This is a genomic window from Arthrobacter sp. D3-16 (genome assembly GCF_054408515.1).
Genome location: NZ_CP096437.1, coordinates 3150134 through 3176624, shown reverse-complemented (window position 1 = coordinate 3176624; position 26491 = coordinate 3150134). Strand labels below are relative to the sequence as shown.

20 protein-coding genes and 1 pseudogene are annotated in these 26491 nt (G+C 65.6%); 12 read left to right on the top strand and 9 right to left on the bottom strand.

What is annotated here, in order from left to right:
- Positions 1–137 precede the first annotated feature (137 nt).
- Positions 138–2714, bottom strand: coding sequence for an excinuclease ABC subunit UvrA (gene uvrA, locus M1D32_RS14845; protein ID WP_458779403.1), 2577 nt, complete (start codon positions 2712–2714; stop codon positions 138–140).
- A 48-nt stretch (positions 2715–2762) separates the two neighbouring features.
- On the opposite strand from uvrA, the gene M1D32_RS14840 reads away from it, so the two are divergent.
- The 3 genes from M1D32_RS14840 (at position 2763) to M1D32_RS14830 (ending at position 5472) form a co-directional block, all read left to right on the top strand.
- Positions 2763–3824 (top strand): adenosine deaminase, encoded by a 1062-nt coding sequence (locus M1D32_RS14840; protein WP_458779402.1) that lies wholly within the window; start codon positions 2763–2765, stop codon positions 3822–3824.
- Positions 3825–4086: 262 nt separating this feature from the next.
- A complete protein-coding gene (locus M1D32_RS14835) occupies positions 4087–5019 on the top strand; it encodes a pullulanase X25 domain-containing protein (RefSeq protein WP_458779401.1) in 933 nt (310 codons plus the stop codon).
- 123 nt (positions 5020–5142) lie between these two features.
- Entirely contained in the window at positions 5143–5472 is a 330-nt protein-coding gene (locus M1D32_RS14830; protein WP_458779400.1) for an acylphosphatase, read from the top strand.
- A 50-nt stretch (positions 5473–5522) separates the two neighbouring features.
- On the opposite strand, the gene M1D32_RS14825 is transcribed toward M1D32_RS14830, so the two are convergent.
- From M1D32_RS14825 to M1D32_RS14815, 3 genes are all read right to left on the bottom strand, one after another.
- Positions 5523–9137: a TM0106 family RecB-like putative nuclease gene (locus M1D32_RS14825; RefSeq protein WP_458779399.1), complete on the bottom strand. Its 3615-nt coding sequence runs from the start codon at positions 9135–9137 to the stop codon at positions 5523–5525.
- 99 nt (positions 9138–9236) lie between these two features.
- Complete coding sequence (locus M1D32_RS14820) at positions 9237–10436, bottom strand: TerC family protein (RefSeq protein ID WP_458779398.1); 1200 nt, start codon at positions 10434–10436, stop codon at positions 9237–9239.
- Positions 10437–10489: 53 nt separating this feature from the next.
- The gene (locus tag M1D32_RS14815; RefSeq protein WP_458779397.1) at positions 10490–12193 is read right to left on the bottom strand and encodes a RecQ family ATP-dependent DNA helicase; all 1704 of its coding nucleotides are present in this window, start codon (positions 12191–12193) and stop codon (positions 10490–10492) included.
- Between the two features lie 255 nt (positions 12194–12448).
- Here M1D32_RS14815 and M1D32_RS14810 point away from each other — a divergent pair, with 255 nt between their 5' ends.
- Positions 12449–14776, top strand: coding sequence for an FdhF/YdeP family oxidoreductase (locus tag M1D32_RS14810; protein ID WP_458779396.1), 2328 nt, complete (start codon positions 12449–12451; stop codon positions 14774–14776).
- A 35-nt stretch (positions 14777–14811) separates the two neighbouring features.
- On the opposite strand, the gene M1D32_RS14805 is transcribed toward M1D32_RS14810, so the two are convergent.
- On the bottom strand, positions 14812–15141 hold the full coding sequence (locus M1D32_RS14805) for a DUF6457 domain-containing protein (RefSeq protein WP_458779395.1): 330 nt from the start codon (positions 15139–15141) through the stop codon (positions 14812–14814).
- Between the two features lie 315 nt (positions 15142–15456).
- Here M1D32_RS14805 and fdhA point away from each other — a divergent pair, with 315 nt between their 5' ends.
- From fdhA to M1D32_RS14780, 5 genes are all read left to right on the top strand, one after another.
- Positions 15457–16674: a formaldehyde dehydrogenase, glutathione-independent gene (fdhA, locus tag M1D32_RS14800; RefSeq protein WP_458779394.1), complete on the top strand. Its 1218-nt coding sequence runs from the start codon at positions 15457–15459 to the stop codon at positions 16672–16674.
- 111 nt (positions 16675–16785) lie between these two features.
- On the top strand, positions 16786–17136 hold the full coding sequence (locus M1D32_RS14795; protein WP_458779393.1) for a GNAT family N-acetyltransferase: 351 nt from the start codon (positions 16786–16788) through the stop codon (positions 17134–17136).
- A 115-nt stretch (positions 17137–17251) separates the two neighbouring features.
- Positions 17252–18175 carry a serine hydrolase gene (locus M1D32_RS14790; RefSeq protein WP_458779392.1) on the top strand — a complete coding sequence of 308 codons (924 nt, stop codon included), beginning with the start codon at positions 17252–17254 and terminating at the stop codon, positions 18173–18175.
- A 46-nt stretch (positions 18176–18221) separates the two neighbouring features.
- Complete coding sequence (locus tag M1D32_RS14785) at positions 18222–19583, top strand: MFS transporter (protein ID WP_458779391.1); 1362 nt, start codon at positions 18222–18224, stop codon at positions 19581–19583.
- A 51-nt stretch (positions 19584–19634) separates the two neighbouring features.
- Positions 19635–19850: a hypothetical protein gene (locus tag M1D32_RS14780; protein ID WP_163165516.1), complete on the top strand. Its 216-nt coding sequence runs from the start codon at positions 19635–19637 to the stop codon at positions 19848–19850.
- A 47-nt stretch (positions 19851–19897) separates the two neighbouring features.
- On the opposite strand, the gene M1D32_RS14775 is transcribed toward M1D32_RS14780, so the two are convergent.
- Positions 19898–20650 carry an ArsR/SmtB family transcription factor gene (locus M1D32_RS14775; RefSeq protein WP_458779390.1) on the bottom strand — a complete coding sequence of 251 codons (753 nt, stop codon included), beginning with the start codon at positions 20648–20650 and terminating at the stop codon, positions 19898–19900.
- Between the two features lie 45 nt (positions 20651–20695).
- Positions 20696–21906: pseudogene (locus tag M1D32_RS14770) on the bottom strand (mechanosensitive ion channel family protein).
- A 102-nt stretch (positions 21907–22008) separates the two neighbouring features.
- On the opposite strand from M1D32_RS14770, the gene M1D32_RS14765 reads away from it, so the two are divergent.
- Both M1D32_RS14765 and M1D32_RS14760 read left to right on the top strand, forming a co-directional pair.
- The gene (locus tag M1D32_RS14765) at positions 22009–23010 is read left to right on the top strand and encodes a phosphotransferase (protein WP_458779389.1); all 1002 of its coding nucleotides are present in this window, start codon (positions 22009–22011) and stop codon (positions 23008–23010) included.
- A gap of 96 nt (positions 23011–23106) precedes the next feature.
- Positions 23107–24039 carry a 2-hydroxyacid dehydrogenase gene (locus M1D32_RS14760; protein ID WP_458779388.1) on the top strand — a complete coding sequence of 311 codons (933 nt, stop codon included), beginning with the start codon at positions 23107–23109 and terminating at the stop codon, positions 24037–24039.
- Between the two features lie 32 nt (positions 24040–24071).
- On the opposite strand, the gene M1D32_RS14755 is transcribed toward M1D32_RS14760, so the two are convergent.
- A complete protein-coding gene (locus M1D32_RS14755; protein WP_458779387.1) occupies positions 24072–25331 on the bottom strand; it encodes an MFS transporter in 1260 nt (419 codons plus the stop codon).
- Positions 25328–25789, bottom strand: a complete 462-nt coding sequence (locus M1D32_RS14750; protein ID WP_458779386.1) for a MarR family winged helix-turn-helix transcriptional regulator — start codon at positions 25787–25789, stop codon at positions 25328–25330. The genes M1D32_RS14755 and M1D32_RS14750 overlap by 4 nt, the downstream gene beginning before the upstream one ends.
- 174 nt (positions 25790–25963) lie before the next feature.
- On the opposite strand from M1D32_RS14750, the gene M1D32_RS14745 reads away from it, so the two are divergent.
- Positions 25964–26485 carry an N-acetyltransferase family protein gene (locus M1D32_RS14745; RefSeq protein WP_458779385.1) on the top strand — a complete coding sequence of 174 codons (522 nt, stop codon included), beginning with the start codon at positions 25964–25966 and terminating at the stop codon, positions 26483–26485.
- Positions 26486–26491 lie beyond the last annotated feature (6 nt).

The window sequence follows — 26491 nt, the reverse complement described above, 5'->3', positions numbered from 1 at the left end:
TTCCGTCCCCGGAGATCATCGCGCCACTGCCCACCCCTGACGAATAGAGGTCAAGTTCGGTGGCTGCCAGCTGGGCAGTTCTGGTGGAGGCAGCACCGGGCATTCATGCGCCCACGTTCGCGGGCTTGCACTTCACGCTAGGACATCACCCGGCCGTTATCAAATCGAGATTTTTCTGGGCGTTGGCTGGTGTTTCCCTGACCGAGGGCGGCGGCCAGATACGGGGCAGTGCGGCTTTCCAGGGAGTGCGCGACGGCGGCGGGGGTGCCCGTAGCCATGATCTGCCCGCCTTTGTCCCCGCCTGAAGGCCCCAGATCGATCACCCAGTCGGCACCGGCGACCACTGCCATCTCGTGCTCAACAACCACCACCGAGTTTCCGGCATCCACCAGTCCGTGGAGCTGGGCCATCAACAATTCCACGTCGGCGGGGTGCAGGCCGGTGGTGGGCTCATCCAACAGGTACAGGGTGTGGCCGCGCTGCGCCCGCTGAAGCTCCGTGGCCAGTTTGATGCGCTGCGCCTCCCCGCCCGAGAGCTCCGTGGCCGGCTGCCCGAGCCGGAGGTAGCCAAGCCCCACGTCCTGGAGGCTTTTCAGGCTCCGCGCGGCGGCAGGGACGTGGGCCAGGAACTTCGCGGCGATGTCCACCGTCATGGCCAGCACGTCCGCCACGTTTTTGCCCCGGTACTCCACCTCGAGCGTTTCCGGGTTATAGCGTGACCCGGCGCATTCCGGGCATGGGCCGTAACTCCCGGGCAGGAAAAGCAGTTCCACTGCCACAAAGCCCTCGCCCTGGCAGGTCTCGCAGCGCCCGCCTGCCACATTGAACGAAAACCGGCCGGCACCGAAGCCGCGGAGCCTGGCTTGTTCGGTGGCAGCAAATTCCTTGCGGACAGCGTCAAAAAGTCCCGTATAGGTAGCCAGGTTGGAGCGCGGCGTCCGCCCGATGGGCTTCTGGTCCACAGTCACCAGGCGGTCAATATGGTCGTTTCCCGTGACGGTTCCCAGCTCCAGGGGCTCCCCGGACTCCTCAAGCTCCACGGCTGCCCTGAGTCCGGAGCCCACCACCTCGCCGAGCACCCGGCTGACAAGGGTGGACTTTCCCGAGCCCGAGACGCCGGTCACGGCAGTAAGGACACCAAGGGGAAAACGGGCATCCAGTCCCCGCAGGTTGTGCCGGCTGACATCCGTCAGCTCCAGCCATCCAGCCGGCTCCCTTGTCTGCACCTTGCGCGCAACACCGGGCACTTGCGGCATGGCGTCCCTAAACAGGAACGGCCTGGTGACGGAGGCCTCGATATCCGTGAGACCAACCACCGGCCCGCTGTAGAGCACCTCGCCGCCGCCCCCACCCGCCCGCGGGCCCACGTCCACCAGCCAATCAGCCCGGCGGACCACGTCCATGTTGTGCTCCACCACGAACACCGAGTTGCCGGAGGCCTTCAGTTGCTCCAGGACGTCCAGGAGGGGCTCGGCGTCGGCCGGATGAAGTCCGGCTGACGGTTCGTCCAGCACGTATATCACGCCGAAGAGGCCGGAGCGCAGTTGGGTGGCGATACGCAGCCGCTGCATCTCACCCGGCGACAGCGTGGGCGTGGCGCGGCCCAGGGCGAGGTAGCCGAGCCCGAGGTCCAGCAGGACGGTGATGCGTTGGAGCAGATCCCTGGTGATCGCAACGGCAACCTCGTTCGACTCGCCGGAAACGTGCGTGCGGGAGGCCGTCCCGGCGTCGTGCAACTCCGACGTCGGGCGGACGATCTCCGCAAGGTCCGCCATGGGGAGGCGGTTGAGTTCCGCGATGGTCCTGCCGGCAAACGTCACGGCCAGTGCTTCCGGCGTCAGGCCGGTGCCGGAACAGCGCGGGCACGGCCCGGACTGCATAAACGCCAGCACCCGTTCCCGCATGGCGGCGCTTTGTGAATCCGCCAGCGTATGCAGGACATAGCTGCGGGCACTCCAGAACCGCCCTTTGTACGGTTTGGCCACACGGTCGCGCTGGGGAGTCACCTCCACCACGGGCTGTTCCTCCGTGAAGAGGATCCAGTCGCGGTGCTTCTTTGGCAGTTTGCGCCACGGGACGTCGACGTCGTAACCCAGGTGCGCAAGGATGTCCCGCAGGTTCTTTCCCTGCCACGCGCCCGGCCAGGCAGCGATCGCGCCATCACGGATGCTCAATGACGGGTCCGGGACCAGCGAGGATTCGGTGACGGTGTGCGCGATGCCCAGGCCGTGGCATTCCCGGCAGGCTCCGGCGGGTGTATTGGGAGAAAAGGCGTCCGAGTCCAGCTGTGTGCTGCCGGCGGGGTAAGTGCCCGCGCGGGAAAAGAGCATGCGCAGGGAATTGGAGAGCGTGGTGACCGTTCCCACCGTGGACCGGCTGCTGGGTGCGCCGCGGCGCTGTTGAAGCGCGACGGCGGGCGGCAGGCCGCTGATCAGCTCCACCTTGGGATTGTGCCCCTGCTGAATGAGGCGGCGGGCGTACGGGGCTACGGATTCGAAGTAGCGGCGCTGGGCCTCGGCGTAGATTGTGCCAAAAGCAAGTGATGACTTCCCGGAGCCGGAAACCCCGGTGAAAGCCACGATTGCATCGCGCGGAACATCGACGTCCACGTTCCGGAGATTGTTCTCGCGGGCTCCGCGCACCCGGACAAAGCCGTCAGTTGCGTGGGCAGGAGGCGGATACTGCAGGTCATCAGCGTGCTTGGTGTTCTGCATTGGTTCGACTCTAGTGGCGAATCCGGTGCAGGGCATTATCCTGACCGGATGGAAAACTTTGCGGCCGGTGCTGCCGCGCCTGAAACCGAACCCGTCGCAGCTGAGCCTGAGGTCCCTGCCAGGCTCCTTCCGGTGGCGGAACTGCACCTCCACATTGAAGGGACACTCCAGCCGGAGTTAATCTTTGCGCTCGCGGAGCGAAATGGCATCGTGTTGCCGTACAGCGGCCTGGACGAACTGCGGGAAAAGTACGAGTTCACGGACCTGCAATCGTTCCTTGACCTGTACTACGCCAACATGGCGGTCCTGCAGACGGAACAGGATTTCGCCGATATGACCCGTGCGTACCTTGAGCGTGCCGCCGCTGCCGGGGTGCGGCATGCCGAAATCATGATGGACCCCCAGGCGCACACCTCCCGCGGCGTCCCCCTCGAAACCTGCGTCAACGGAGTGGCTTCGGTCCTGGCGACCTCCGAGCAGGACTACGGGATCTCCACCATGCTGATCGCGGCCTTCCTGCGGGATCTGCCAGAGGAGTCAGCGCTGGAAATCCTTGGCAGGCTCCTGGCCATGAACGCGCCGATCGGTGCGATCGGACTGGACTCGGCGGAGGTGGGCAACCCGCCGTCGAAGTTTGAGCGGCTTTACGACAAGGCACGCGAAGCGGGCCTTCGGCTGACCGCCCACGCAGGGGAGGAGGGGCCGGCGTCGTACATCATTGAAGCCCTGGACATCCTCGGCGTAGAGCGGATCGACCACGGCATCCGCTGCATGGACGATCCGGAACTCGTGGAGCGCCTCGTTGACGCGCGGATCCCGCTGACCGTGTGCCCGTTGTCCAACGTGCGGCTGCGCGCCGTGGACACCCTTGCCGACCACCCGCTGCCCGCCATGCTCGCGGCGGGGCTCAACGTCTCGGTCAACTCGGACGATCCCGCCTACTTCGGTGGCTACGTGGATGACAACTTCGCCCAGCTGGAAACGGTGTTCGAACTCTCTGATTTCGATAAGGCCCGGCTGGCAGCAAACTCCATCCATTCGTCGTTCGCTTCGGAGGAGCGGAAGGCGGAGTTGCTGGACGAATTGAACGGCGGCGAAGCAACGCACTGATGCCTGCTGTGTCTCACGCAACGTCCTTGCCCTGATACCGCTAAACTTGGTGCCGCAGGCGTATCTGGGAAGGCGCGGAGCGGCACCCATGCCAGCGCTACGGGGTTGTGCAGTCAGCCCTTTACCCGATACTCCAGACTCACTTGGTGGAATGTCCGCTTCATAGTCGGTCACGACACGCAGAGTTAACCATTTCAAGTCGCGCGATTTAACGGGCAGTTGGCATGATGCCTAAGACCGATCGCTTTATAAAAGGGGAATCATGGCCAAGTCCACCGCAGAAAACACCTTCCTTCGACTCAAGACCGTGCTGGATGTCCTGACCGAAGGCGTGTGGTCCGGTGATGCACTGAACGCGGGCCAGGTCCTCGCTGAGGCTACCGCCCGCGTGCCGTTCAATGATCACGAGCGCGAACTGCTCAGCGGCGGCATTCCCCGCGGCCACAAGACGCTGACTTCAGCCACGGCGAAGCTGGTCAAGGCCGGCTGGCTGGTCAAGGGCCGCTCCGGCTGGACCATCACCGAAGACGGCATGCGGGCCACGGTGGCTTTCCCGGATCCGGTGTCCTTCGCCTCCGCGCTCGACGCCGGCACCCCTGTTCCTGCCGAGACCCCGGTACCCACGGCTCCCGCAGGATTCGTGCGCCCCGCCTTCGCAACCGCCGGAACCACGGTGCCGGCGGAGGCAGCCGCCAAGACGGAGACCAAGAAGCCTGCGAAGAAGACCCCTGCCAAGAAGGCCGCTGCAGCCGTAGGCAAGGCAGCCAAGGTGCTCGAAGACGCCGTCGAGCCGGTGGTAAAGGCTGTGCGCAAGGGCAAGGCTCCGGCCGCGACCGGGGAGACGGAAGCGCCCGCGGCTGTCGGTTCCTTCGAGGACCCGGACGTCGAGACGCACCCGCAGCCCGAAGCGGTGGCCGTCGCGGGCGATTTCAACACCATCCTTGGTGCACCCGAGAACTGGGCTCCGCAGTACGACGAAGCGCAGATGCAGTTCGACTTCCTGGACCAGCTCTGGAAGAAGAGCGCCGAGCTGCCGGCAGGCCACTACACTTTCAAGATCGCGCTGAACCGGTCCTGGGACGAGAACTACGGCGCGTTCGGCACGTTCGACGGTCCCAACCACGAACTGCACCACGACGGCGGCACGGTGACCATCCGTTACGACCACCGCACCCGCGACATCACCATCAACTAGGCGCCACCACCAGCCCAACTGGGTCGCAATTAACGTCGTCAAAACCCGTTTTCGGAGCGTTAATTGCGACCTGGTTGGGAAAGTGGCCGCGAAGCAGTTGGGCGCTGACAGAGGGGAGCCCCGATGACTGGCAGGGAAGCTTCGTCAGATACTTCCGATGCGTCCGATCCTTCGGACGCAGGGGCCGTGCGGCTGACTGCCCGGGTTTTCGGCGTCGTCCAGGGGGTCGGCTTCCGCTTCTGGACCATGGGCAAGGCGGAAGAGCTGGGCCTTACAGGTGAGGTGAAGAACCTCGACGACGGTTCGGTTGCGCTGGTGGCCGAGGGCCCCCAGTGGAAGATCCACGAGCTCCGCGCGTGGCTGAACTCCGACGCCACGCCCGGCCGGGTGGAGCGCGTGGAGGACTCGATGTCACCCGCTGAAGGCAGCTTCCGCAGTTTCAGGGCCCGCTGACCGGCCTGCAGGCCTGCTCGTCCCTCACGGGATTGCCTTTCCCTGTTACCTCACTCCCGCGGGCTGAGACCGATGAAGGCGCCGAGCTCCTCCAACGCGGCGGGCCGGTGCGGCATGTAGCTGGCCAGCTCGGGGGAGCGAATGATGACCGCCCGCCACTGCCCGCGCGATACCGCCACGTTGATCCGGTTCCTGTTCAGCAGGAACTCCGCCCCGCGGGGTGCCTCGGCGACAGCCGAACACGCCATCGAAACAAGCACCACGGGTGCTTCCTGGCCTTGGAACTTGTCTACTGTCCCCACCCGAACCCCGGTGAGGCCTTCCTCTTCGAGGGATTTCCGTATCAGGTGAACCTGCGCGTTGTATGCGGCCACCACCAGGAGGTCTTCCTGTCCAAGGGGCCGTGACTCTGCATCCGCGCAGGGAGTCCACTTCAGCCCTAGATGCCGCCGCGCCTGGCGCACAACCTCGGCAGCTTCCTCCTTCGACGCGGTGGTGTTGCCCGTGTGGCTGACGAAGGCCGTCTCAACCCCTGCGGGCAATCCCTCAAGCTGGCGCTGCAAAGCAGCAGGGGCAGCCTGAAGCTTCCCTTCGTAGCTCAACCGGGAGATTGCACGGCACAAATCCGGGTGCATCCGCCAGCTGTCGGCCAGGAAATAACCAAGGTTGGCAGGCAGGGTGGCGTGCCCTGCGGCGAGCCAGCCCAAAGCTGATTCATCCACCGGCTCCGGGTGCGCGCCCTGCGAGACCTGCGGCAGCTGCTGCGGATCGCCGAGCAGGAGAAGCCGTTTGGCCGCGCGGGAGACAGCCAGTGTGTTGGCCAGCGAGAACTGCCCCGCCTCGTCAATGACCAGCAGATCCAGGGAGCCGGCCGGAACTTCCTTGCCCGTCATGGTCCAGGCGGTGCCGCCCACGAGGCAGCCGCCGGGAGAAGCCAACAGCCTGGCGACGTCGCCGTCGGCGGAGGACTCCCATGGAACGTCATGCGGCGACGCAAGTTTCTTGGCCACAACAGCCGGATCCACGCCGCCGGTTTTGATGGCGCAGCAGAGCAGATTTTCGACCACGTTGTGCGACTGGCCGACCACGCCGACCTTCCAGCCTTCACCAATGAGCCGGGCGATCACATGGGCGCCAACGTACGTCTTTCCCGTCCCGGGCGGTCCCTGGACTGCGAGGTAGGAACGGTCGAGGTCGCGGACGGAATCGGTGATCGCGGCGGCGTAATCCGCGGAACCGTCCGGCCCGTGCGGGACTTCCACGGGCTCCTGGCGGGTGCGGAAACGCGGCGGCTGTTTGCGCAGGATGTCCAGTCCTGGCTGGGCAGGCAGGTGCGGCACGGAAGCGCCGACGCTGCCAGCGATTTCTGCGATGGCAGCTTCGATGCTGGCGGTCGCCAGGGGCTGGTCCTCCGTGAGGGCAACGGGAAGGTGCGGGTAGGCAGCAACCTTTCCCGACTCACGCTCGGCGATGGTGATGATGGTGTGCTCCGGGTTGTCCGGCGCCGGCACAACCTCGCTGATCCTGGTCCCGAATGTGAATGCCCGGGTGCCGGGAGCGGCGTCGGGATCGGCCATGCCGTCCGGCGGCGGCGCATCGTAGAGCCGGCACCAGCTGGAGTCCGCCCGAAAGTCCGATCCCTCCGTCATGGTGCCGCGAAGCCGCAGTATCCGGGTGCGCATCCGTTCCCGCGGCTTGGCAAGGGCCCACTCGGACGTCACTTCCGCTGAAGACACCACAAACACATTCCGCTGGTCGGACCAGTTCTCGATCGGCGCTTCCACCCTGTCGAAGTGTTGCCACCAGAACTGCTTGCGTTCCCGGCGGTGGTATCCGGTAGCGGCTGCCACCATGGCGATGGCGCGTTCGTCGTCCGTCCAAAAACGGTTGTCCGGCAGCCCGGCGAGGTATTCGCGCAGCCTGGACTCCTCGGGAGTTTCTTCCGGGGCCGCCGGGCGTTCCGCCGGTACGGTGGCGGGGCGCTGTCCCGTATCTGCCTCCAGGGCGGCCCCGGCAGCAGGCTGACCGGCCACCTCCAGGAGCCAATCGCGCAGGCGGAGGGTGGAAAGGCAGTCGTACTGGTTGTAGTCCGAAATCGAGGTGAGGATCTTTTCCGCCTCGGCGGCGTTCCCCGCATCCCGGGCTGCACAGTATGCGGCGTAGGCGACAACGGAGGCCCCCGCGTCCTTGACGTCCCCGGAGCGGAGGTTGCTGCCCATGTATAGCGGTTCGAGCTTTTTGATGGAGTACGACGCTTCGGAAATGCGCAAGGACTGCCGGACCGTGGCGTAAAGGTCTACGAGCAGGCCTTCCCTGAGCCAGGCGTCCACCGTTTCCTCCCCGGCCTGATGGGCAAGGGAGAGGTTTCGCAGCGCCGTCTTTTCGTAGGAAGCGTAGTGGTAGACGTGCATGTCCGGGTAGCGTGCCCGCCGCTCCTCCACGTATTCCAGGAAGTCCAGGAAGGCGCGCCGTTCCTGGGACCGTGAGTGGGCCCAGAACGGGCGGAAAACAGGACTACCGGAATCACCTGGATCCGTGGCCTCAATCACGCCGAACAGGTACTCGATGCCCCAGGCTCCGGTGGCAGGGTCCTGCCAGAGCGGGTCGCCCTCGAAGTCAAAAAAGATATCGCCAGGGCTGGGAGCGGGAAGGGATTCGATGGTGTTCTCCGGCAGCACCGTGAACGAGACCGTGTGCGGCTGACCGTCCTTCGTGAAGGTCCGGGATCCGGCCGGAGCATCCAGGCCTAGCTGCATCCGAGCCTGGGCACGCAGCCGGACCACCGAATTTCTGGCTTCCTCCGCGGGCATTGCCGCCAACTGGTCGATGGTGCGAATGCCAACAGCATTCAGCTTCCTGCGCTGCACCACGGACATGCCGGCCACCATCAACAGGTCCCGGTTGACCTGAACCTGCTCGGCGCAGTAGTCACATCGGCCGCAGTGGACGATTCCGGGCTGCTGCCACTGCACGGCGGTACTGGCCGCCCGGTGGTGCGCCGTCAACTCGCGGAAGCGCCGCCGCCGTTCCCGGAAAACCGGCAACAAATCCGGAAGCGAATGGCTGCTGCGGAGCCAGTCGTCACCCACGCGGGTGCCGAGCACCAAGGTGACTGTGGGGGAGGGCTCGAGCCCCATCCCAAGAAGCTGGTCCCCGTACGCCGCCAGCTGCAGCAGGGCGCCCACTTTGGCGTGCCGGGCCAGCTTGGTGTCCCAGACTTCGTAACGCCCGGGGCTGCCGGAGCCGGCAGCTTCGTTGACGAGGAAGTCCGCGTACCCAAGGAATTCGCCGTCGAAGAAGGTGGCCTGGAAAACGACGTCGGCACCGGAGCGGAGGGCGAGCTCGGTTTCGGCGTGCTTTGCCTGCAGGTCCCCGCGCAGGTTCTGTCCCCGGTCCAGGGAGTAGACGCCTGCACCGCGGCTGGCGTCCCATTTTCCGTACCTGGCGATCAGGCTGGCCAGGACGGTTTGCTCGTGCTTGTCACCGAGCTCACCGGCACGGACCTGCATCTCGTCAGCCTCGAATTCGGCCTTCGGCGCGCGGCCCAGTTTTTCGTCCAGGATCCGGAGCGTGCGGTACTCGCACTCGCTTGCCGCCACCAGGTCGCTGGCGGAAAACACCAGGTCCGGCGGCGCGCCAGCCTCTGCAGGTTCGAGCAAAAACACGGGGCCTCCCCATCGACAGCCGGGCTGTGATCATCAGCCAAGGAGGGTTTCCCCGGCCATGAACCAAACCTAGCAAGAGGCCCTGACAATGCGGCCGGGTCAGCCCTTCGCGTCCGCGCGCACCTGGGCTTTGTCGTGCTCGATGTGGGCCTTCCGCAGCAGGTCCATGAACTGGGTCTCGTTCCGGATGAGCTTCTTGTACTTCACTGGCAGCTTGCGGATCTGGTCCTCCTCGCGGCACATCTTTGCGAAGATCTTGTCCCGCTCCACCATGTCCGTCTCGTAGTTGAGATCCAGGTATTCGTTGGCGTGGCGCCTGGCGCCACTCACAGCGTTCTTGGCCTTGCCCTTGGGGCTGAAGATGGATGCCAGGACCGTGACCAGCAGGACGCCGAGGATTACGCTCAGGGAGACCTGGGTGCTGACTTCCACCACGTTGACGTGCTGGCCGTCGTTGATGAACGGAAGTGTGTTCTCGTGGAGGGCGTGCAGGATGAGCTTTACGCCGATGAAGCCAAGGATTGCTGCCAGGCCGTAGGAAAGGAAGATCAGCCGGTCCAGCAGGCCGTCAATCAGGAAGAACAGCTGCCGCAGGCCCATCAGGGAGAAAGCGGTGGCGGTGAAGACGATAAAGACGTTCTGGGTCAGGCCGAAGATCGCCGGAATGGAATCAAGGGCAAAGAGGATGTCCGTGCCGCCGATGGCAACCATTACCAGGAGCATTGGCGTGAGGACGCGCTTGCCGTTCTCGATGGTGAAGAGCTTGTCGCCATCGTAGTGTTCCGACGCGGGCAGGAACTTCTTGGCGAGCCGGACCACCAGCCCTTCAGACTCGTCGTCGTGGGCGTTCGGGCGGAGCAGGTTGCCGGCGGTGACGAGCAGGATGAGTCCGAAGATGTAGAACACCCAGGCGAAGCTGTTGATCAGCGCGGCTCCCAAAAAGATGAACGCGGTGCGGGCGATCAGCGAGAAGACGATGCCGAACAGCAGCACCTTCTGCTGGTCCGCACGCGGCACCTTGAAGCTGGCCATGATGATGAGGAACACAAACAGGTTGTCGACGGACAAAGCCTTCTCCGTCACGTATCCCGCGAAGTACTCCGTGCCCATGGTCGGACCGCCGAAAACCAGCACACCCAGCCCGAACAGCAGCGCAATACCCACATAGATGGCAGACCACGTGGCGGATTCCTTGAGCGACGGCGTGTGTGCCTTGCGCACGTGGAAAAAGAAGTCGAAGGCCAGCAGGCCAACAATTCCTGCGATGGTCAGGGTCCAGACATAAGAAGGTACTTCCACGCGGCGGGCCTTTCGTCGTCAGTGTCCTTCCAGCGTACCTAAGCGGGCAGCACCTAAGCAGGCTTCAGGAGTTCATGCTCCACGACGGCGGTACGGGACAGCGTCTTGTAGCCCTCCTGTTCGAACAGGACGGTGATGACGTCGTCCTCGTGCCGCATCACCAGCCCCGGACCCCACTCCTTGTGGACCACGGCCGATTGGAGGGGGAACGGATCTGCGGCACCTGAGGCGGCTGGTTCCGCGGACGCCGGCCCGCCGTCGTCGTGCTTCCCGGTTTCCAGGCCACGAGCATCCGCGCGGCCCGCAGCATCCGCGCAGGCATCGCAATTGCCGCACGGTTCCGGCAGGTCCTCGCCGAAGTAGGACAACAGGAACTGCCGCCGGCAGCTGTCCGTCTCTGCGTAGGCGCGCATCATGGTGAGCCGTGACTGGTCAACGCGCTGCCGGGCTTCGGCCATGTCGACGGCGCGGTCCACCAGAGCGGGCAGCTTGGCTTTGGAGGTGAGGCGGATGCCCCGCTTGCCGGTGGCTGCCGCCCCCGCCTCCTCCAACTGGTTCACGAGCCCCGTGACGCGCCGGACCGGGAATCCGGTGAGCTCCGCCAGGGAGGTTTTGGGTGTGGGTGCCCCGGCGGACTTGAGGACCTTCAACACGGCCAGCAGCGAGTCCGGATCCGGGGAGTGGGTACCGAAGAACTTGCGCAGGCCAAGGTCCTCGGCACGGTAGTGCAGCACTGCGGAAGCGGGGCCGCCGTCACGGCCCGCCCTGCCGATCTCCTGGTAGTACGCGTCCAACGATTCCGGGATGTCCGCGTGGACCACAAACCTCACGTTGGGTTTGTCGATGCCCATGCCGAAGGCTGTGGTGGCAACCACAACATCCAGCTGGTCGTCCAGGAACTGCTCGTGGATGCGCTCGCGGTCTCCTGCGGACCGGCCCGCGTGGTACGCCTCCGCACGCAGGCCTTCCTTGTCGAGCCTGGCGGCATACTTCTCTGTGTCCTTGCGGGTGGCGGCGTACAGCAGCCCCTGCCCGTCATCCCGGGCCAGCGCCGCAACCTGCTCCAGCACGGCCTTGCGCTTGCCCCTGTCCTCCTGGTGGCGGACCACGTCGAGGGAGATGTTGGGACGGTCGAAGCCATGGACCAGGACCAGCGGGTCCTCCATGCCCAGCCGTTCCGCGATCTCGTCCCGCACGGGTGGAGAGGCAGTGGCGGTCAGGGCAGCAACTGGCGGGTTGCCCAGCCGTTGGCGGACGTTGCCGAGGTTGAGGTAGTCGGGCCGGAAGTCGTGGCCCCACGAGGAGACGCAGTGGGCTTCGTCCACCACGAACATGGAGACGTCCAGTTTGGCGATGCGGTCCACCGTTTCCTGCTTGGCCAGCTGCTCGGGCGCGAGGAACAGGAAGGTTGCCCCGCCGGTCTCAGCAGTCTGCCAGGCGGCCTCCACCTCGGCGTCGCTGCGGGAGGAATTGACGGCGACGGCGGCCCCTTCGCCCAGCTCGTCGGCCAACCCGTCCAGCTGGTCCTCTTGGAGGGCAATGAGCGGGGAAACCACAACGGCGGGGCGGCCTGTCGTGGTGTGAAGATGCCGGGCGGCCACTTGGTAGATGGCGGATTTGCCGTAGCCGGTGGGCATCACGGCCAGGACATCGCGGCCTTCGGCAAGGGCGCGGATTCCGTCCAGCTGGCCGTCGCGCAGGTGGGGTAAGGAAAAGGAGGACGCCGCAAGGGCGCTGAGGGCAAGATCGTCGGACATTTGGGAGCGGCTCCGCACAGTGGGTCCTGCGGCCGCTTGCTTCAGCCGAGGTATCAAGCCTAGCGCGGGCCGGGACCCGGCGTCGTCCCGGTCCATCTGCCATGTGGACAAACCGGCACTCCGGTTTTCCCGTTGTCCACCAACGGGGCGCCCCATCCTTGACTTCCCAGCCACCCTGAACAACTGTGGAAGGAACTGGTCCGCCGGCGTGTGCCGTGGCTTGTGGGGACCAGGAACAGCCAAGGAGTGTGCAGCGTGACGCGGAAGAACCCGAAGGTCGAAGAAGCCGACGAGTCCGAGCTTGAGGTGACCGGACACCCCAAGTCCTGGGCGGCCGGAGTGCCCGGCGTCTACTACTCCATGCAGCCTGCACTGAAGCATATGGGCGTGGACAGGACGCGGAAAACCCTGTTGGCGTTGAACCAGAAGGACGGCTTTGACTGCATGAGTTGCGCGTGGCCGGACCCGGGCCACCGCAAGACGTTTGAATTCTGTGAGAACGGTGCCAAGGCAGTCACCTGGGAGGCCACCCCTGTGGTGGTCAGTTCGGAGTTCTGGGCGGAGCATCCGGTCTCCGAGCTAAGGGAGCGGTCCGAGTACTGGCTGGGCATGCAGGGCCGCCTGACCGAACCCGTGTACAAGAAGGCGGGGGAGGACCACTACCGGCCGGTCAGCTGGGATCAGGCCTTCGGCATCATCGCCGACAAGCTGAAGTCCCTTCCGGATCCCAACCAGGCCGCGTTCTACACCAGCGGCCGGACGTCCAACGAGGCCGCCTTCCTCTACCAGCTGTTCATCCGCGCCTACGGCACCAACAACCTGCCGGACTGCTCCAACATGTGCCACGAGTCGTCCGGCTGGGGCATGGGGCAGACCATCGGCGTGGGTAAGGCCACGGTTTCCTATGACGACTTCGCCAAGGCGGACCTGATCATCATCATGGGCCAGAACCCGGGCACCAACCATCCGCGGATGCTCACCGCGCTGGAGGAGGCGAAGGAGGCCGGGGCGAACATTGTCGCCGTGAATCCGCTGCCGGAGGCCGGCCTGATGCGGTACAAGAACCCGCAGAAGGTGAAGGGCATCATCGGGCACGGCACGGACCTGGCAGACCAGTTCCTGCAGGTGCGGATCGGCGGCGATATGGCGCTGCTGCAGGCCGTCTCGAAGCGCGTCCTTGACGCCGAGGCAGCCAACCCCGGGACCGTGCTGGACCATGAGTTCCTGGCGGAGCACTGCGACGGGCTGGAGGAACTCAAGGCCCACCTCTCCCGGCTGGACGAGTCCGCCGTCCTGGAGGCTACCGGGCTGCGCACAGAGGAGATCGACGAGCTTGCTTCCCGCTACCTGGCCGCGGACAAGGTGATCATCACCTGGGCCATGGGCATCACGCAGCAGAAGAAGGGCGTAGCCACCATCAAGGAGATGATCAACCTCCTGCTGCTCCGGGGCAACATCGGCAAGCCGGGTGCCGGCGCCTCGCCCATCCGCGGGCACAGCAACGTGCAGGGCGACAGGACCATGGGCATTTGGGAACAGATGCCGCCGGCCTTCCTGGACGCCCTGGGGCGGGAGTTCGATTTTGAACCGCCGCGTGACCACGGGCTGGACGCCGTCCAGACGGTCCGGGCAATGCGCGACGGCGGCATCAAGGCTTTTATCGCCCTCGGCGGCAATTTCGTGGGAGCCATTTCGGACACGCATGCAGCTGAAGCAGCGATGGAAAAAACGGAGCTGTCGGTCCAGATCTCCACCAAGCTCAACCACTCGCATGGCGTGACCGGGGCCGAGGCGCTGATACTGCCCACGCTGGGCCGGACCGAGATCGACCGGCAGGAATCCGGACCGCAGTTCGTTTCGGTGGAGGACACCGTCTGTGCGGTGCACGCCTCACACGGCACCGTTGAGCCGGTGGCGCCGGGGCTGTTGTCCGAGGTAGCCATCGTCTGCCGGCTTGCCGCGGCCACGCTGGGGGACCGGACGTCGGCCGACTGGGCCGGCTTCGAAAAGAACTACGACCTGATCCGGGAGCACATTTCGCACGTGGTGGTGGGCTGCGAGGACTACAACCGGAAGATCCGGCAGGAGGGCGGCTTCGTCCTGCCCAACGGGCCGCGCGACTCCCGCACCTTCAACACACCAACTGGAAAGGCCATCCTCACGGTTAACGAACTGGAGCATGTGGAACGCCCCGCGGGGAGCCTCATCCTGCAGACCATGCGCTCGCACGACCAGTTCAACACCACCATTTACGGGCACAACGACAGGTACCGCGGCATCAAGAAGGGCCGCGAAGTGGTGTTCGTAAACCCCGCGGACCTCACCGAGCTGGGCCTTGAGGACGGGCAGCACGTAGACATCCACGGCGTGTATTCGGACGGTGTGGACCGGGTGCTGCGGAACTACCGGGTGGTCTCCTACCCGTCCGCCAGAGGATGCGCCGCGGCGTACTATCCGGAAGCCAACGTCCTGGTGCCGCTGGAAAGCGTGGCGGAGGGAAGCCAGACGCCGGCGTCCAAGGCCGTGATCGTCCGGCTGGAGCCCGTTCCCGTACTTGAAGAGGAGCCGACGGCGGCGGGATAGCTACTGCGCGGTGTCAGCTACTGGGAAGTGCCTAGCTACTGCGCGGTGTCGGCCCAGCCCTTGCTGGCGGGGCCGCCGTCGTGCCCGTCGTCGCAGAGCCCGAAAGCAACGCCGGCAGCCCTGGCTACCGCAGCGCTTGACGCCTCCCGGGTCCCGGCGCTGCCGGTACCAGCTTCCAGTCCGGCGGCATAACCCACCAGGAAGGTGGTGACCGGGGCGGCCGGGTGGATTATCGAGTCCGCTGACCTGCGGGCCAGGTCAAGGAGTAACTCGTTGTCCACGTCCAAATCCAAAATTTGCAGCGCCTGGGCAAGCCGGTTGCTCCACTGGTCCAGTACCCGTGCTTCTTCGTCACTGACTGCCATGAGTTTGCTCCTGTCGTGAGGGCCATTGCTGCGTACCTGCATTCCGGTGCCGACACTACAAGGCTTGGCAACGGAAGTCATGGGGTTCCTAAAACCCCTAATCCAAAACAGGGTAGCTGCCTATCACTACTGGCTCTGGAACTGCCTTCCGGCCACGCCTAGACTGGCCGAACCTCAGCCCAGGAGCATCCAAGCCCGATCACGTGGCACCAAGGAAGGCGCATTGTGATCAGGCCCGGCCCTGCCTGAAGGGGTACTACACCTACCCGGAACCACGGCTGCCCCACCGGGCCGGCCTGACTACAGGAGAAACTGATGACAGGGAACAAAGCAGTTGCCTACAAAGCGCCAGGCAAGGTTGAACTTATTGACATCGACTACCCCACCTTTGAACTCAAGGACGGCCCGGGCGTCAACCCGGCGAATGTGGGGCGGGCGGTCAACCATGGCGTCATCCTCAAAACAGTGGCCACCAACATCTGCGGCTCCGACCAGCACATGGTGCGCGGCCGCACCACAGCCCCACCCAACCTCGTGCTGGGCCACGAGATCACCGGCGAGGTGGTGGAAGTGGGCCGCGACGTGGAGTTCATCAAAGTCGGTGACCTCTGTTCGGTGCCGTTCAACATTGCCTGCGGCCGCTGCAGGAACTGCAAGGAACGCAAAACCGGCATCTGCCTGAACGTGAATCCGGACCGTCCGGGCAGCGCCTACGGATACGTGGACATGGGCGGCTGGGTGGGCGGACAGGCCAACTATGTGCTGGTTCCGTACGCCGACTGGAACCTGCTGAAGTTCCCGGACAAGGACCGGGCCATGGAAAAAATCCTGGACCTGGCCATGCTCTCGGATATTTTCCCCACGGGGTTCCATGGCGCCGTGAGTGCCGGGGTTGGTGTCGGTTCCTCTGTGTACGTGGCAGGCGCCGGTCCGGTAGGCCTCGCAGCGGCAACAAGCGCGCAGTTGCTGGGCGCCGCCGTCGTCATTGTTGGCGACCTCAACGAGGACCGACTGGCGCAGGCCCGAAGCTTTGGCTGCGAAACAGTGGACCTCACGAAGGGCGGCCCGGCGGAGCAGATCGAACAGATCCTCGGCGTGCCGGAAGTGGACTGCGGCGTGGACGCCGTCGGCTTCGAGGCGCGGGGACACGGACATGGAAAGAACGCAGAGGAGGCGCCGGCTACGGTGCTGAACTCGCTGATGGACATCACCGCGGCGGGCGGCGCCCTGGGCATCCCAGGCCTCTACGTCACCGGTGACCCGGGCGGGATTGACGAGGCCGCAAAGAAGGGCGCCCTGAGCCTCAGCCTGGGCACCGGCTGGGCCAAGTCGCTGAGCTTCACCACGGGGCAGTGCCCGGTGATGAAGTACAACCGGCAACTGATGATGGCCATCCTGCACGACAGGGTGAGCATCGCCAAGAACGTCAACGCCAAGCCCATCACCCTGGAAGAGGCACCACAGGGTTACGCCGAATTCGATGCCGGCGCAGCCACGAAGTATGTCCTCAACCCGAATGGATACCTGAACTAGGGCGTCAACGGCGGGCGGTGGTCCAGCCGGGAATGGATGCGGAAATAAGGGCTGCCCGGCCCGGGTTAGGCTTTGCAGGGGCAGCACAGTCACCGCATCGAAGGAGTTCCCTTGAGCCAGATCACCGTCCGCCACAACCCCGACCGCCAGCGCTTCGAAATCCTCGACGCCGGCAACGTGATCGGCAAGGCAGCGTACAAGGATTACGACGGCGGCGCCTCACCCCAGCGGATTTTCTACCACACCGTCATCAATGAGGAATACGGCGGCCAGGGCCTGGCAGGCCAGCTCGCCACGGCGGCCTTGGATGAAACCGTGAGTGCCGGGCGGGGCATCGTTCCCGTTTGTCCCTACATCAAGAAGTTCCTTACGAAGCACCCTGAGTACGATGGCAAGACGGTCCGCACGGCTCCGGCCCATCTCGAGTTCCTGGACACAGCGCTCTCCGCCCGCACCCCCTGACAGGCAGGGGCGTTCAGGCAGCGCCCAAGATCATGTGATTTAATCAGGCTCCTTAGCATCGGTGTGCGCTGGGCACCCGATGCGATCTTATGATCATCGAGCTTGCAGGAGTTCTATGTCTGCGGACCCAGCGCTGCGCCCGGCCGGGCGGCACTTCCGAGCGCCCCGGAACGGTCGAAGGATTCTGCTGCTGGCGCTGTTGTTCTCAGCCGTCGCACTCGTCATTGGAGCCAGCCTCGTCTTCGCCTCCGTCCGGTCCGGGCCGTTAACCGGCGTAGCCGGCCCAGTTCCCGCCGCTGTCCCCGAAGCCCCAGTGGCTGTGGCCCCGGCTGCACTCAAGGACCGCATCGATTCCGTCCTGGAGCGATACGATGACTACCGGATCGGCGTGGCTTTGGCGGACGTGTCCGGCGATGCCGCACTGACCTTCGGCGACCAGGAAGCCTTCACAGCCGCCAGCACCGCGAAAATCATCACCGCGGCCGCCTACTACCACTTGGTGGAAACCGGCGAGGCGGCGCTGGACGAGCCGTTGGGCGATTATGACGCGGCGTTCCAGCTCGAGGCCATGGTGAACGATAGCAACAACGATTCCTGGCTGCTGCTGATGGATGCGGTGGGATACCCCCAGCTGACCGAATACGCCGCCTCGATCGGCGTCGCCTACGATCCGGAGGAGAATCTCCTGACTCCTGCTGAGATGGCCCTGGTCCTTAAACAGCTCTACACCGGGGACCTGCTTAACGCGGAGAACACGGCGCGGTTGCTCGGCTCCATGCAGGACACCAACAACGAGGAACTGATTCCAGCGGGGTCGCAAGCCGGCGTCGAGGTGTTCCACAAGTACGGGGAATTTGGCGGCGAACTTCATGACGCTGCAGTCCTGACGTACCGCGGATCCTCTTTTGTGCTGGTGATCTACACCGAGAACCCCGAGGGCGTTGAAGAGCCCCGGCAGGCTGAGGCCATCCGCGAGCTCACTGGCCTCGTTGAAGAATCGCTGTTCCCGCCCGTGCAGGCCGGCGGCCAGGCACGTTAGTTCATCAAAGTCGCGCATGCCGGTTCGGGTGCACCAGACTGTTTCCGTGAGCAACAAACCCCGGACTGCCTTGGCCGTCGCCGGCCTCAGCCTGGGCACGGCACTGAATCCCTTGAACTCTTCAATGATCGCCGTGGCCCTTGTGGTGCTCCGCGCCGACTTCGGGCTCGACGTCGCGGCTGTCACGTGGGTGGTCACGTCCTTTTACCTCGCCTCGGCGGCCGGGCAACCGGTGATGGGCCGGCTGGCCGACAGGTTCGGACCGCGCCGGATGTTCATGCTGGGCATGGCACTGGTTGCCCTCACCTGCGCGCTGGCGCCGCTGGCACCGAACTTCGCCCTGCTCTGCGTGGCGCGGGCCGTGATGGCACTGGGCACAGCCACCGCCTATCCAAGTGCGGTGGTGATGGTGGGGGCGATAGCGCACCGGGCAAACGTCGATTCCGCGCGCCCGCTGGGCCGGCTCCAGATGGCCAACACGTCGGCGGCGGCAGTGGGCCCGGTGGTGGGCGGTCTCCTGGTGAGTTTTGTGGGCTGGGAGGCGTTGTTCCTGATCAACGTCCCCCTGGCGTTGGCAGCATTGCTGATCGTCCGGCAGGCGGCACCGCGGGACGGGACGCGGGAACGCGGCAGCGTCGCCGAGCTTGTCAGGGACTCGGACATCCCGGGAATCCTGGGTTTCGTGTCCGCCCTGCTCCTGGTGATGATGGCCGCGCTGAACGTAGCGCCCGGCTACCGCTGGTGGATGCTGGCCGCCGGAACTGTGATTGCAGCCTTGTTCGCCTGGCGTGAGCTGCGTTTCAACCGGCCGTTCCTGGACCTGCGGCTGCTGGGCCGCAACCGGCCGCTGATGCTGGTCTACCTGGGCTTCGCGGTGTTCAGCAGCGTCTACTACTTTGTGTTCTTCGGCCTGCCCCAGCTGCTGCAGGAAGCGGGCGGCTACGATCCCGGCGTGGTGGGCCTGCTGATGCTGCCGCTGGCCGCGATGTCCGTGGTAGCTACGCCGTGGGCAGTCAGTGGGATAGGAAAGTTCGGCGTGCGGCGGGTGCTGATTGCCGGCGTCGTGCTCCTGACCGCGGCGGCCGCGCTCATGTGGCTGCTGACCGGCACGCTCGTGATCCCGCTGGTGGTGGTGCTGACAGCCCTGATGGGCGTTCCTTACGGAACGGTGAGCATTGCCACGAACCAGGGCATGTTTGTCTCCACCCGGCCGCAGGAGCGGGGTGTTGCGGCAGGAATTTACCAGACCTGCAGGTACGTCGGCGCGATCACCGCCACCGTGATGATCGGTGTTTTCGCGGCCAGCGGTGTGGACCAGGAAAGCTGGGAACGCATGGTGCTCGCCATGCTGGTCCTGTGCCTGGTCACGTTCGGCGTGTGCCTCATGTGGAGGCAGCGTACGGAGTAAAGCGCTCCGAAGGCCGCTGCGGCCATCACCAGCGAGGTTTATCGTGGAGCTATGGACAATCCAAAGGTGCAGCTGTACCTGGATATCACCGCGAAAGGCCTGTGCATTCTCGGCGCCGCGTTGATGATCTTCGGCCGGGGCGGATGGTTCTATGTGGGCGTCGCCACCGTGGTCCTGGGGGTGCTGTTCATCGGCGGTTCGCTGGTGGCCACGCGCAACCTGCGGCGCAGGGGCTGGGACGGCACCAACCGGCCGCCGGCCGGATAGCGCACCCCAGCCCGTTTCCGCTGCCGACAATCTTCGGTCGGCGACCCTCAGGTGTACATCAGTGAGCCGGGCGTGGTGAGCTTCTCGCCCGTTTCCAGCCAGGTCTTCAGGCCGGAGAGGATCATGGGCCAGCCGCCGTAGAGCTGGTCGTTGGCACCTTCGCGGAGATCGCTGTGGGTCACGGTGAGGCGGCAGGAATCGCCCACCGGCTCGATGTCCCAGGTGACCTTCGAGGTTCCCTCGGCCTTGACGTCCTCGCCCCACAGGGCGCGCATGGTCTGAACGAGCCGGCGCGGCGGGTCCACTTCCAGGTTCTCGCCTTCGCCAAGCGGTGCGCCGGCTTTGGCGTTGTTCATGGTGAAGCTGCCGCCCGGAGTCCAGTCCGATTCGATGGTGTTTCCGAACTGGTATTTGCTGCGGATCTCGCTGTCCGTGATGGCCTCCCAGAGCCGTTCCGGCGTGGTCTTGATGTAGATTTCGAAGATTTTTTCCATGGGACTTTCCAATCTGGATTTGAGGTCGCTGAGGCCAGCGGCCCATGGTTCTGCATATTTGCTCACCCAGCGGTCGTGGACGAGCCGGATGGGGACCGGGTTCAGGAAGTGCAGCTTTTCACGCCCCCGACGCCGGGTTACCACCAGCCCGGCCTCCTCCAGGATCTTGAGGTGCTTGGCGATCCCGAATCGGGTCATGTCGAAGCGTCCTTCGAGGGCACCCAGGGTTTGGCCGTCCTCGCGGAACAGCTCGTCGAGCAGGTCCCGGCGGGTGGGGTCGGAGAGCGCCTTGAACACGGCATCCATAGGAACAATGATAGGTGACCATATGGTCACGTATCAAGGGGTTTTTTAGTTCCTTGAGGCCAGCGTCTGGTCCCGGTCCTGGAACACATCCTCGCCGGGACCAGTAAAGGCCCGAGAGCGTTGTACAGCTTCGATCGACCCGGTGAAAAGTTGCGATTCCTGTGGCTCAGCCAGAGTCCTCGAGCCGTCCCGGGCAGAGGCGCCCAGCATGCGCACTGGCTGCTGACGGCGGTTGGAGGTGCCGCCGTCGGACGCTGCCGCAGTCCAGCGCTGCTGGGGAAGGGCCTCGGGATGGCCCTGCTGCAGGAAGCTGACCATGGCCTCGCGGATGAGGCAGCGCAGGTCGAACAGTGCGGCGCTGTCCGCAGCGCTGACCAGGATGCGGACCCGCACAAATCCGCCGGTGGCGTCGGTGATCTGCAGGATGCCCACGCGCTCGTCCCACAGCTCCGTGCCGGCAAGGACGGTGCGCAGTTCGGCGCGCATGTCTTCCACGGGGCGCGCCAGTCGAGGTCGAACTCCACGGTGCCCATCACCTCCGACTGGCGGCGGGTCCAGTTCTCGAAGGGCGTGGTGGTGAAGTAGGTGGAGGGGAGAATGAGGCGGCGGTCGTCCCAGATGTGGACCACCACGTAGGTGAGGGTGATTTCCTCGATCCGGCCCCATTCCTTCTGGACCACCACGACGTCGTCCACGCGGATGGCGTCCGTGAAGGCCAGCTGCATACCGGCGAAGACGTTCACCAGGGAGGTCTGGGCGGCCAGGCCTGCCACGATGGAGATCACGCCGGCTGAGGCCAGCAGCCCGGCGCCGAGGGCCTGGATGGCGGGGAAGGTGAGCATCACCGAGCCGACGGCGAGCACCACCACCAGCGCCACCCCGATCCGCCGGGCCAGGATCATCTGCGTCCGAAGCCGGCGTGCCCGCCGGTTGTCCGCGACGTCCACGCTGTACCGGCCCAGGACCACCGCTTCGATGATCAGCAGCACTGCCACTGCCAGCCATGCCAGGGAACCGACGAGGGCAATCAGGAGCAAATGGTCGACGGCGGGAAGCCAGCTTTCGGCGGCGGCGGTCAGTCCCAGCGCGGTGCGGACGCCGATGAGGCACAGTGCCAAACGCAACGGCTGCCGGGCCACCCGGGAGGTGGCCTGGAGCTCCGGACGCCTGCGGTTGAGGCGCAGGACGAGCTTGCGCAGCAGCCAGGACAGGACCAGACCTGCGGCCACGGCCAGCGTGACGGCAATGAGGGGCATGGCGGGATTCAGTAGGTCTTGCATTTATTAACCCGTATCAAGTTCCGGAGGAGGGGCGGAATTTGACGCGGGCCCGGCGTGGTGCGTGGCAGGATGGTCAACATGCTGCCGCTGAGTCAAATCGCCGCGTTGCGAACCACCGTCGACGACGAGTGGCGGTCTGCGGTGGCGGACGCGGTTGGCCGGCCTTGGGGCATTCCCGCCGGTGGCTTGCGGTACTGGCGGTCCTCGGCAGCGCACGTGTTTGTTGTCCCGCCTGGCGGTGACGTCCGTGGAGTCCTCTACGCGCGCTTCGCTCCGGCCGGGTCCACGGCAGGAGCGCGCCTGCAGCGCGGAGCGCAGCTGCATGCCCGGCTCAGCGAGGCCGGGGCGCCCGTGGCGGAACTGGTGAGGTCAGGCGCGGGCCGGGCGGTGGAGCTCATCAAAACGCCTCTCGGTGAGATGGCCGCGTCTGTGGTGCGAAGGATTGACGGGGACGAGTTGGACGTGGATGGGCTCGACGCCGGCGCTGCCGCCGCCTGGGGTGCTGCCCTCGGGCGGTTCCACCAGGCCGCTGGGCGGGTGGAATCCGTGGGCGGCCAGGAACAGGTGGACGTGTTTGCCCGCCTGGTTGGACACCCTGACCAGGACCTCGCGGACGCTGCCCGGGCCCTGAAGATTTTGCCTGAACGCCGGGAGCCGGGTCCCCTCGTGGTGGGCCATGGGGACTTTGAGCTCGACAACCTCCGATGGTCGCAAGGTAAAGCAACCTGCTTCGATCTCGACGAATCCGGCGTGATGCCCGCGGCCGCCGACGTCGCCTCGGCGATCCGTGACCTCATCGGCACCTGTCCGGGCACGCCGGAGCACCCTGAACTCCTCGAAGTGTTCCTGGCGGGCTACGGGCGGGAATCGGGGCTGGCGGTAGGTATGGGGGACTTGCTGCTGCACGGTGCGGCGCTTGCCGCGCAGCAAATCCTCGAGGCCCGAGCAGTCTTTGACCTGGACGGAACTCTCCTCGAATCCAGGGGCAACGACTGGCTCGAGGAGCTGACGGGCTCCCTAACCGGCCATTACGCAGGTCAGCGGGACATCGTCCTGGCAACGGCCCGGGTGCTGGCGTAAAGCGGGCTGGTGAGAGCAGTCATGTAACTGCTCTTCTGCCGGACAGCCCACTAGGATCACCTTTATGACTTCCTCACTCAAGCTCGTGGTGCCCGCATGAGCCGGCCGCTGCGGGTGTGCCTGCCCAGCAAGGAACTGTTGGATGCGCTGGAGCCGATCGACGGCGTCGACTTCGTTCTCTGGGACCTGACCGGCCCTGCTCCGGAGGGCCGCCTCGACCTGTTGGTTCCGGCCTACATGGGCAAGTCGACGGCGTTGGCCGCCTTGGAGGGCGTGGATGTTGGGTTGGTCCAGAGCCAGTCCATCGGCTACGACGGCGTCGCGGATGTCCTGCCCAAGGGTTGCGTTTTCGCCAACGCGGCGGCGGTCCACGAGACCTCGACGGCGGAACTGGCCTTGGGCATGATGATCGCCAGCCAGCGCGGGATGGCCGATTTCGTCCGGAACCAGGCCAGCGGGACGTGGGACAACAGCCAGCGGCCCAGCCTGGCGGACCGGCGCGTGCTGCTGGTGGGCTACGGGGGAGTGGGCAAGGCGATTGAGGCGCGGCTGCTGCCGTTCGAGGTACACGTGACCCGGATGGCCAGCCGCGAACGCGAGGACCCGGCCGGGAAGATTTTTGGAATCGACTCGCTGTATGAACAGCTGCCGCTGCACGAGATTGTGGTGGTGACCGTGCCCCTGAGCGAGCAGACGCAGCAGCTGGTGGACGCGAAATTCCTGGCTGCGATGCGCGATGGTGCCCTGCTGGTCAACGTGGCCCGCGGCCCGGTGGCGGACACCGACGCCTTGCTGGCCGAGACGTCATCCGGCCGCCTGCGTGCCGCTTTGGACGTCACGGACCCCGAGCCGCTGCCGGCCGATCATCCGCTGTGGACTACCCCCGGAGTGCTGATTACGCCGCATGTGGGCGGGGCCAGCTCGGCGATGTTCCCCCGGATGGTCCGGCTGGTCCGGCAGCAGATCGGGCTGATGCTCGAAGGCAGGGAACCGGTGAACGTGGTGCTGGGCGGGGCGTCCCAAAGCTAGGTACCGAAGAGCGCCGATATCAGGCGGGCGGTCTACACCGCCGGCTCGCGGCGCCTGCCGAACACGATTCGCAGGTTGTCGCGGAATGTTAGCTGGTTCCGCCGGCTGACCACGATCACTGCGGACAGGGCGGCCACTAAAACGACTGCACCGCCGGCAGCCACGGACCAGCGCGCGCCGAACTCGGAGCCGATCCAGCCCATCAGCGGCGCCCCCACGGCCGTCCCGCCCTGCAGGACCGCCAGGTACAGCGCCAGCACGCGCCCCCGGAACTGGGGCTCCACCGAGAGCTGGATGCTGGTGTTGCAGCTGTTCAGGAAGGTGATGGACGCCAAGCCAACGGGTATCAGCACGGCGGCATAGAGCCAGAACGACGGCGACATGCTGCCAAGGAGCGTAAAGAACCCGAGCCCGAGCGCCCCGCCCAGCAGGTACCGCAGCCGCGGCCCGGCCCGCCGTGCCGCGAGCAGCGCGCCGGCCAGTGTTCCCACTGCCATGATGGAACCGAGGAGCCCGAATTCGCTGGGACCCACACCGAACTCGGTGGTGGTCATCAGCGCGTTGATGATGGGAAAGTTCATGCCAAAGGCGCCGAGGATGCCCACCAGGACCATAATCAGCACCAGGTCCGGCCTCTGGCGGACATAGCGGATGCCTTCGGCCACCTGATGTTTGCCGCGGCCTGCCTGGGCAGCCGGGGCCAGCTCCGAAATGCGGATCAGGAACAGCGAGATGATGACGGCGGCGTAGCTGGCAGCGTTGAGCAGGAAGACGGGGCCGGTGCCCACCCAGGCGATGAGAACACCGGCGACGGCGGGCCCCGTCAGCCGGGCGGTGTTGAAGGATGCGGAGTTCAACGCCACCGCGTTGGAGATGTTGTCCTGCCCCACAAGCTCCGAGACGAAGGACTGGCGCGCCGGGGCATCGATGGCGCTGGCGATGCCCAGGCAAAGGGCGGCCAGGTAGGCGTGCCACAGTTGCGCGGTGCCGGTCACCACCAGCAGTCCCAGCGCCAGTCCGGTGAGGCCCATGGCCACCTGCGTCCACAGCAGGATCACCCGCTTCCGGTAGCGGTCCGCCAGCACCCCGCCGTAGGGGCCGAGCAGCAGCATGGGAAGGAACTGCAGCGCGGTGGTGATACCGACGGCGGCGCCCGAGTGGTTGGTGAGGACGGTCAGGACCAGCCAGTCCTGGGCCACCCGCTGCATCCAGGTGCCGACGTTGGACACCAGCGCACCGCCTGCCCAGATCCGGTAGTTGCGGTTTTCCAGAGCCCGGAACATCGCACTCATTTGCCGCTCATCTCCTGCATGATGTGAGCGGCCCGGCTCAGCACCAGCCGGTCCTCTTCGCTCAACCCCGCCACGCGCTGGGCCAGCCAGGCAGTCCGCTGGTTCCTTGCCTCTGCCAAGACGGCCCGGCCGGCGTCGGTGATGTCCACGTGGACCTGCCGCCCGTCGTCGGGATTGGCGGCCCTGGACACAAAACCCTGCTCGGCCAGGGCATTGACGATCCGGGTCATGGACGGAGCCTGCACATGCTCCCGCTCGGCGAGGGTGCGGAGGGTCTGTGCCCCGTTCCCGTTGAGCTGGGCCAGGACGGTGTACTGGCCCGGGGTGATGACGTCTCCCGTTGCCTCGACGCGGAGCCGGCGGGATGTGCGCATCACGGCCGTGCGGAGGTCTATGGCCAAGCTGTCTGGACTGATGGGTTCCGTTGTTTCAGTGTTCTCGGTGTTGGTGGTGGTCACGCTTGCGTTGCGCCTCCTGAAGATGCTTAGCAATGCTAATTAGTCCTGCTAATAAGTATGCTGCGGTCCCTCCGGAAGGGCAAGGCCGAGGAGGTTGATGTGCATCACCAGACGACGCGGGAGCCCTGTTGTGCTGCGGACGGTGGCAGGGCATGGTCCTGGTTAGGCTGAAGCATGGACTATCAGCTGCGCCAAGCCACCCCGGACGACGCCGAGGCGGTGGTGCTGATGCACACGCTGTCGCACGAGGAGTGCTACCCCCACCTGCTGTCCCCGCAGTTCTTCGCCGCCCGCCGGGACGCTATTCCGGAACGGGTGGAACGCCGCCGGAAGCACCTGGACGGTCCTGACCCGCGGATCATCGCCGTGGATTCCAGCAGTGATGTGGTGGGATTTGCCGACGCCGGTCCAGGCCGCGAGGAGGATGGGCCCGTTCCGCTGGAGCTTTACTCGATCTACATCCTGAGCGGGGCCCAGGGGATGGGTTTAGGAGCGGCCTTACTGCACGCCGCGATCGGGGACTCGCCGGCGTACCTCTGGGTGCTGGAGGACAACCCAAGGGCCCAGGCCTTCTACCGCCGGCACGGCTTCCGGCAGGACGGCAAGCGGGGCCTGCTTCCGCCTGAGTGGGAAAGCGTGCCCGAGATGCGGATGGTCCGGGTAGCGCAGCAAGCGGAGCGGCCGTTCGGCGATTAACCGGAT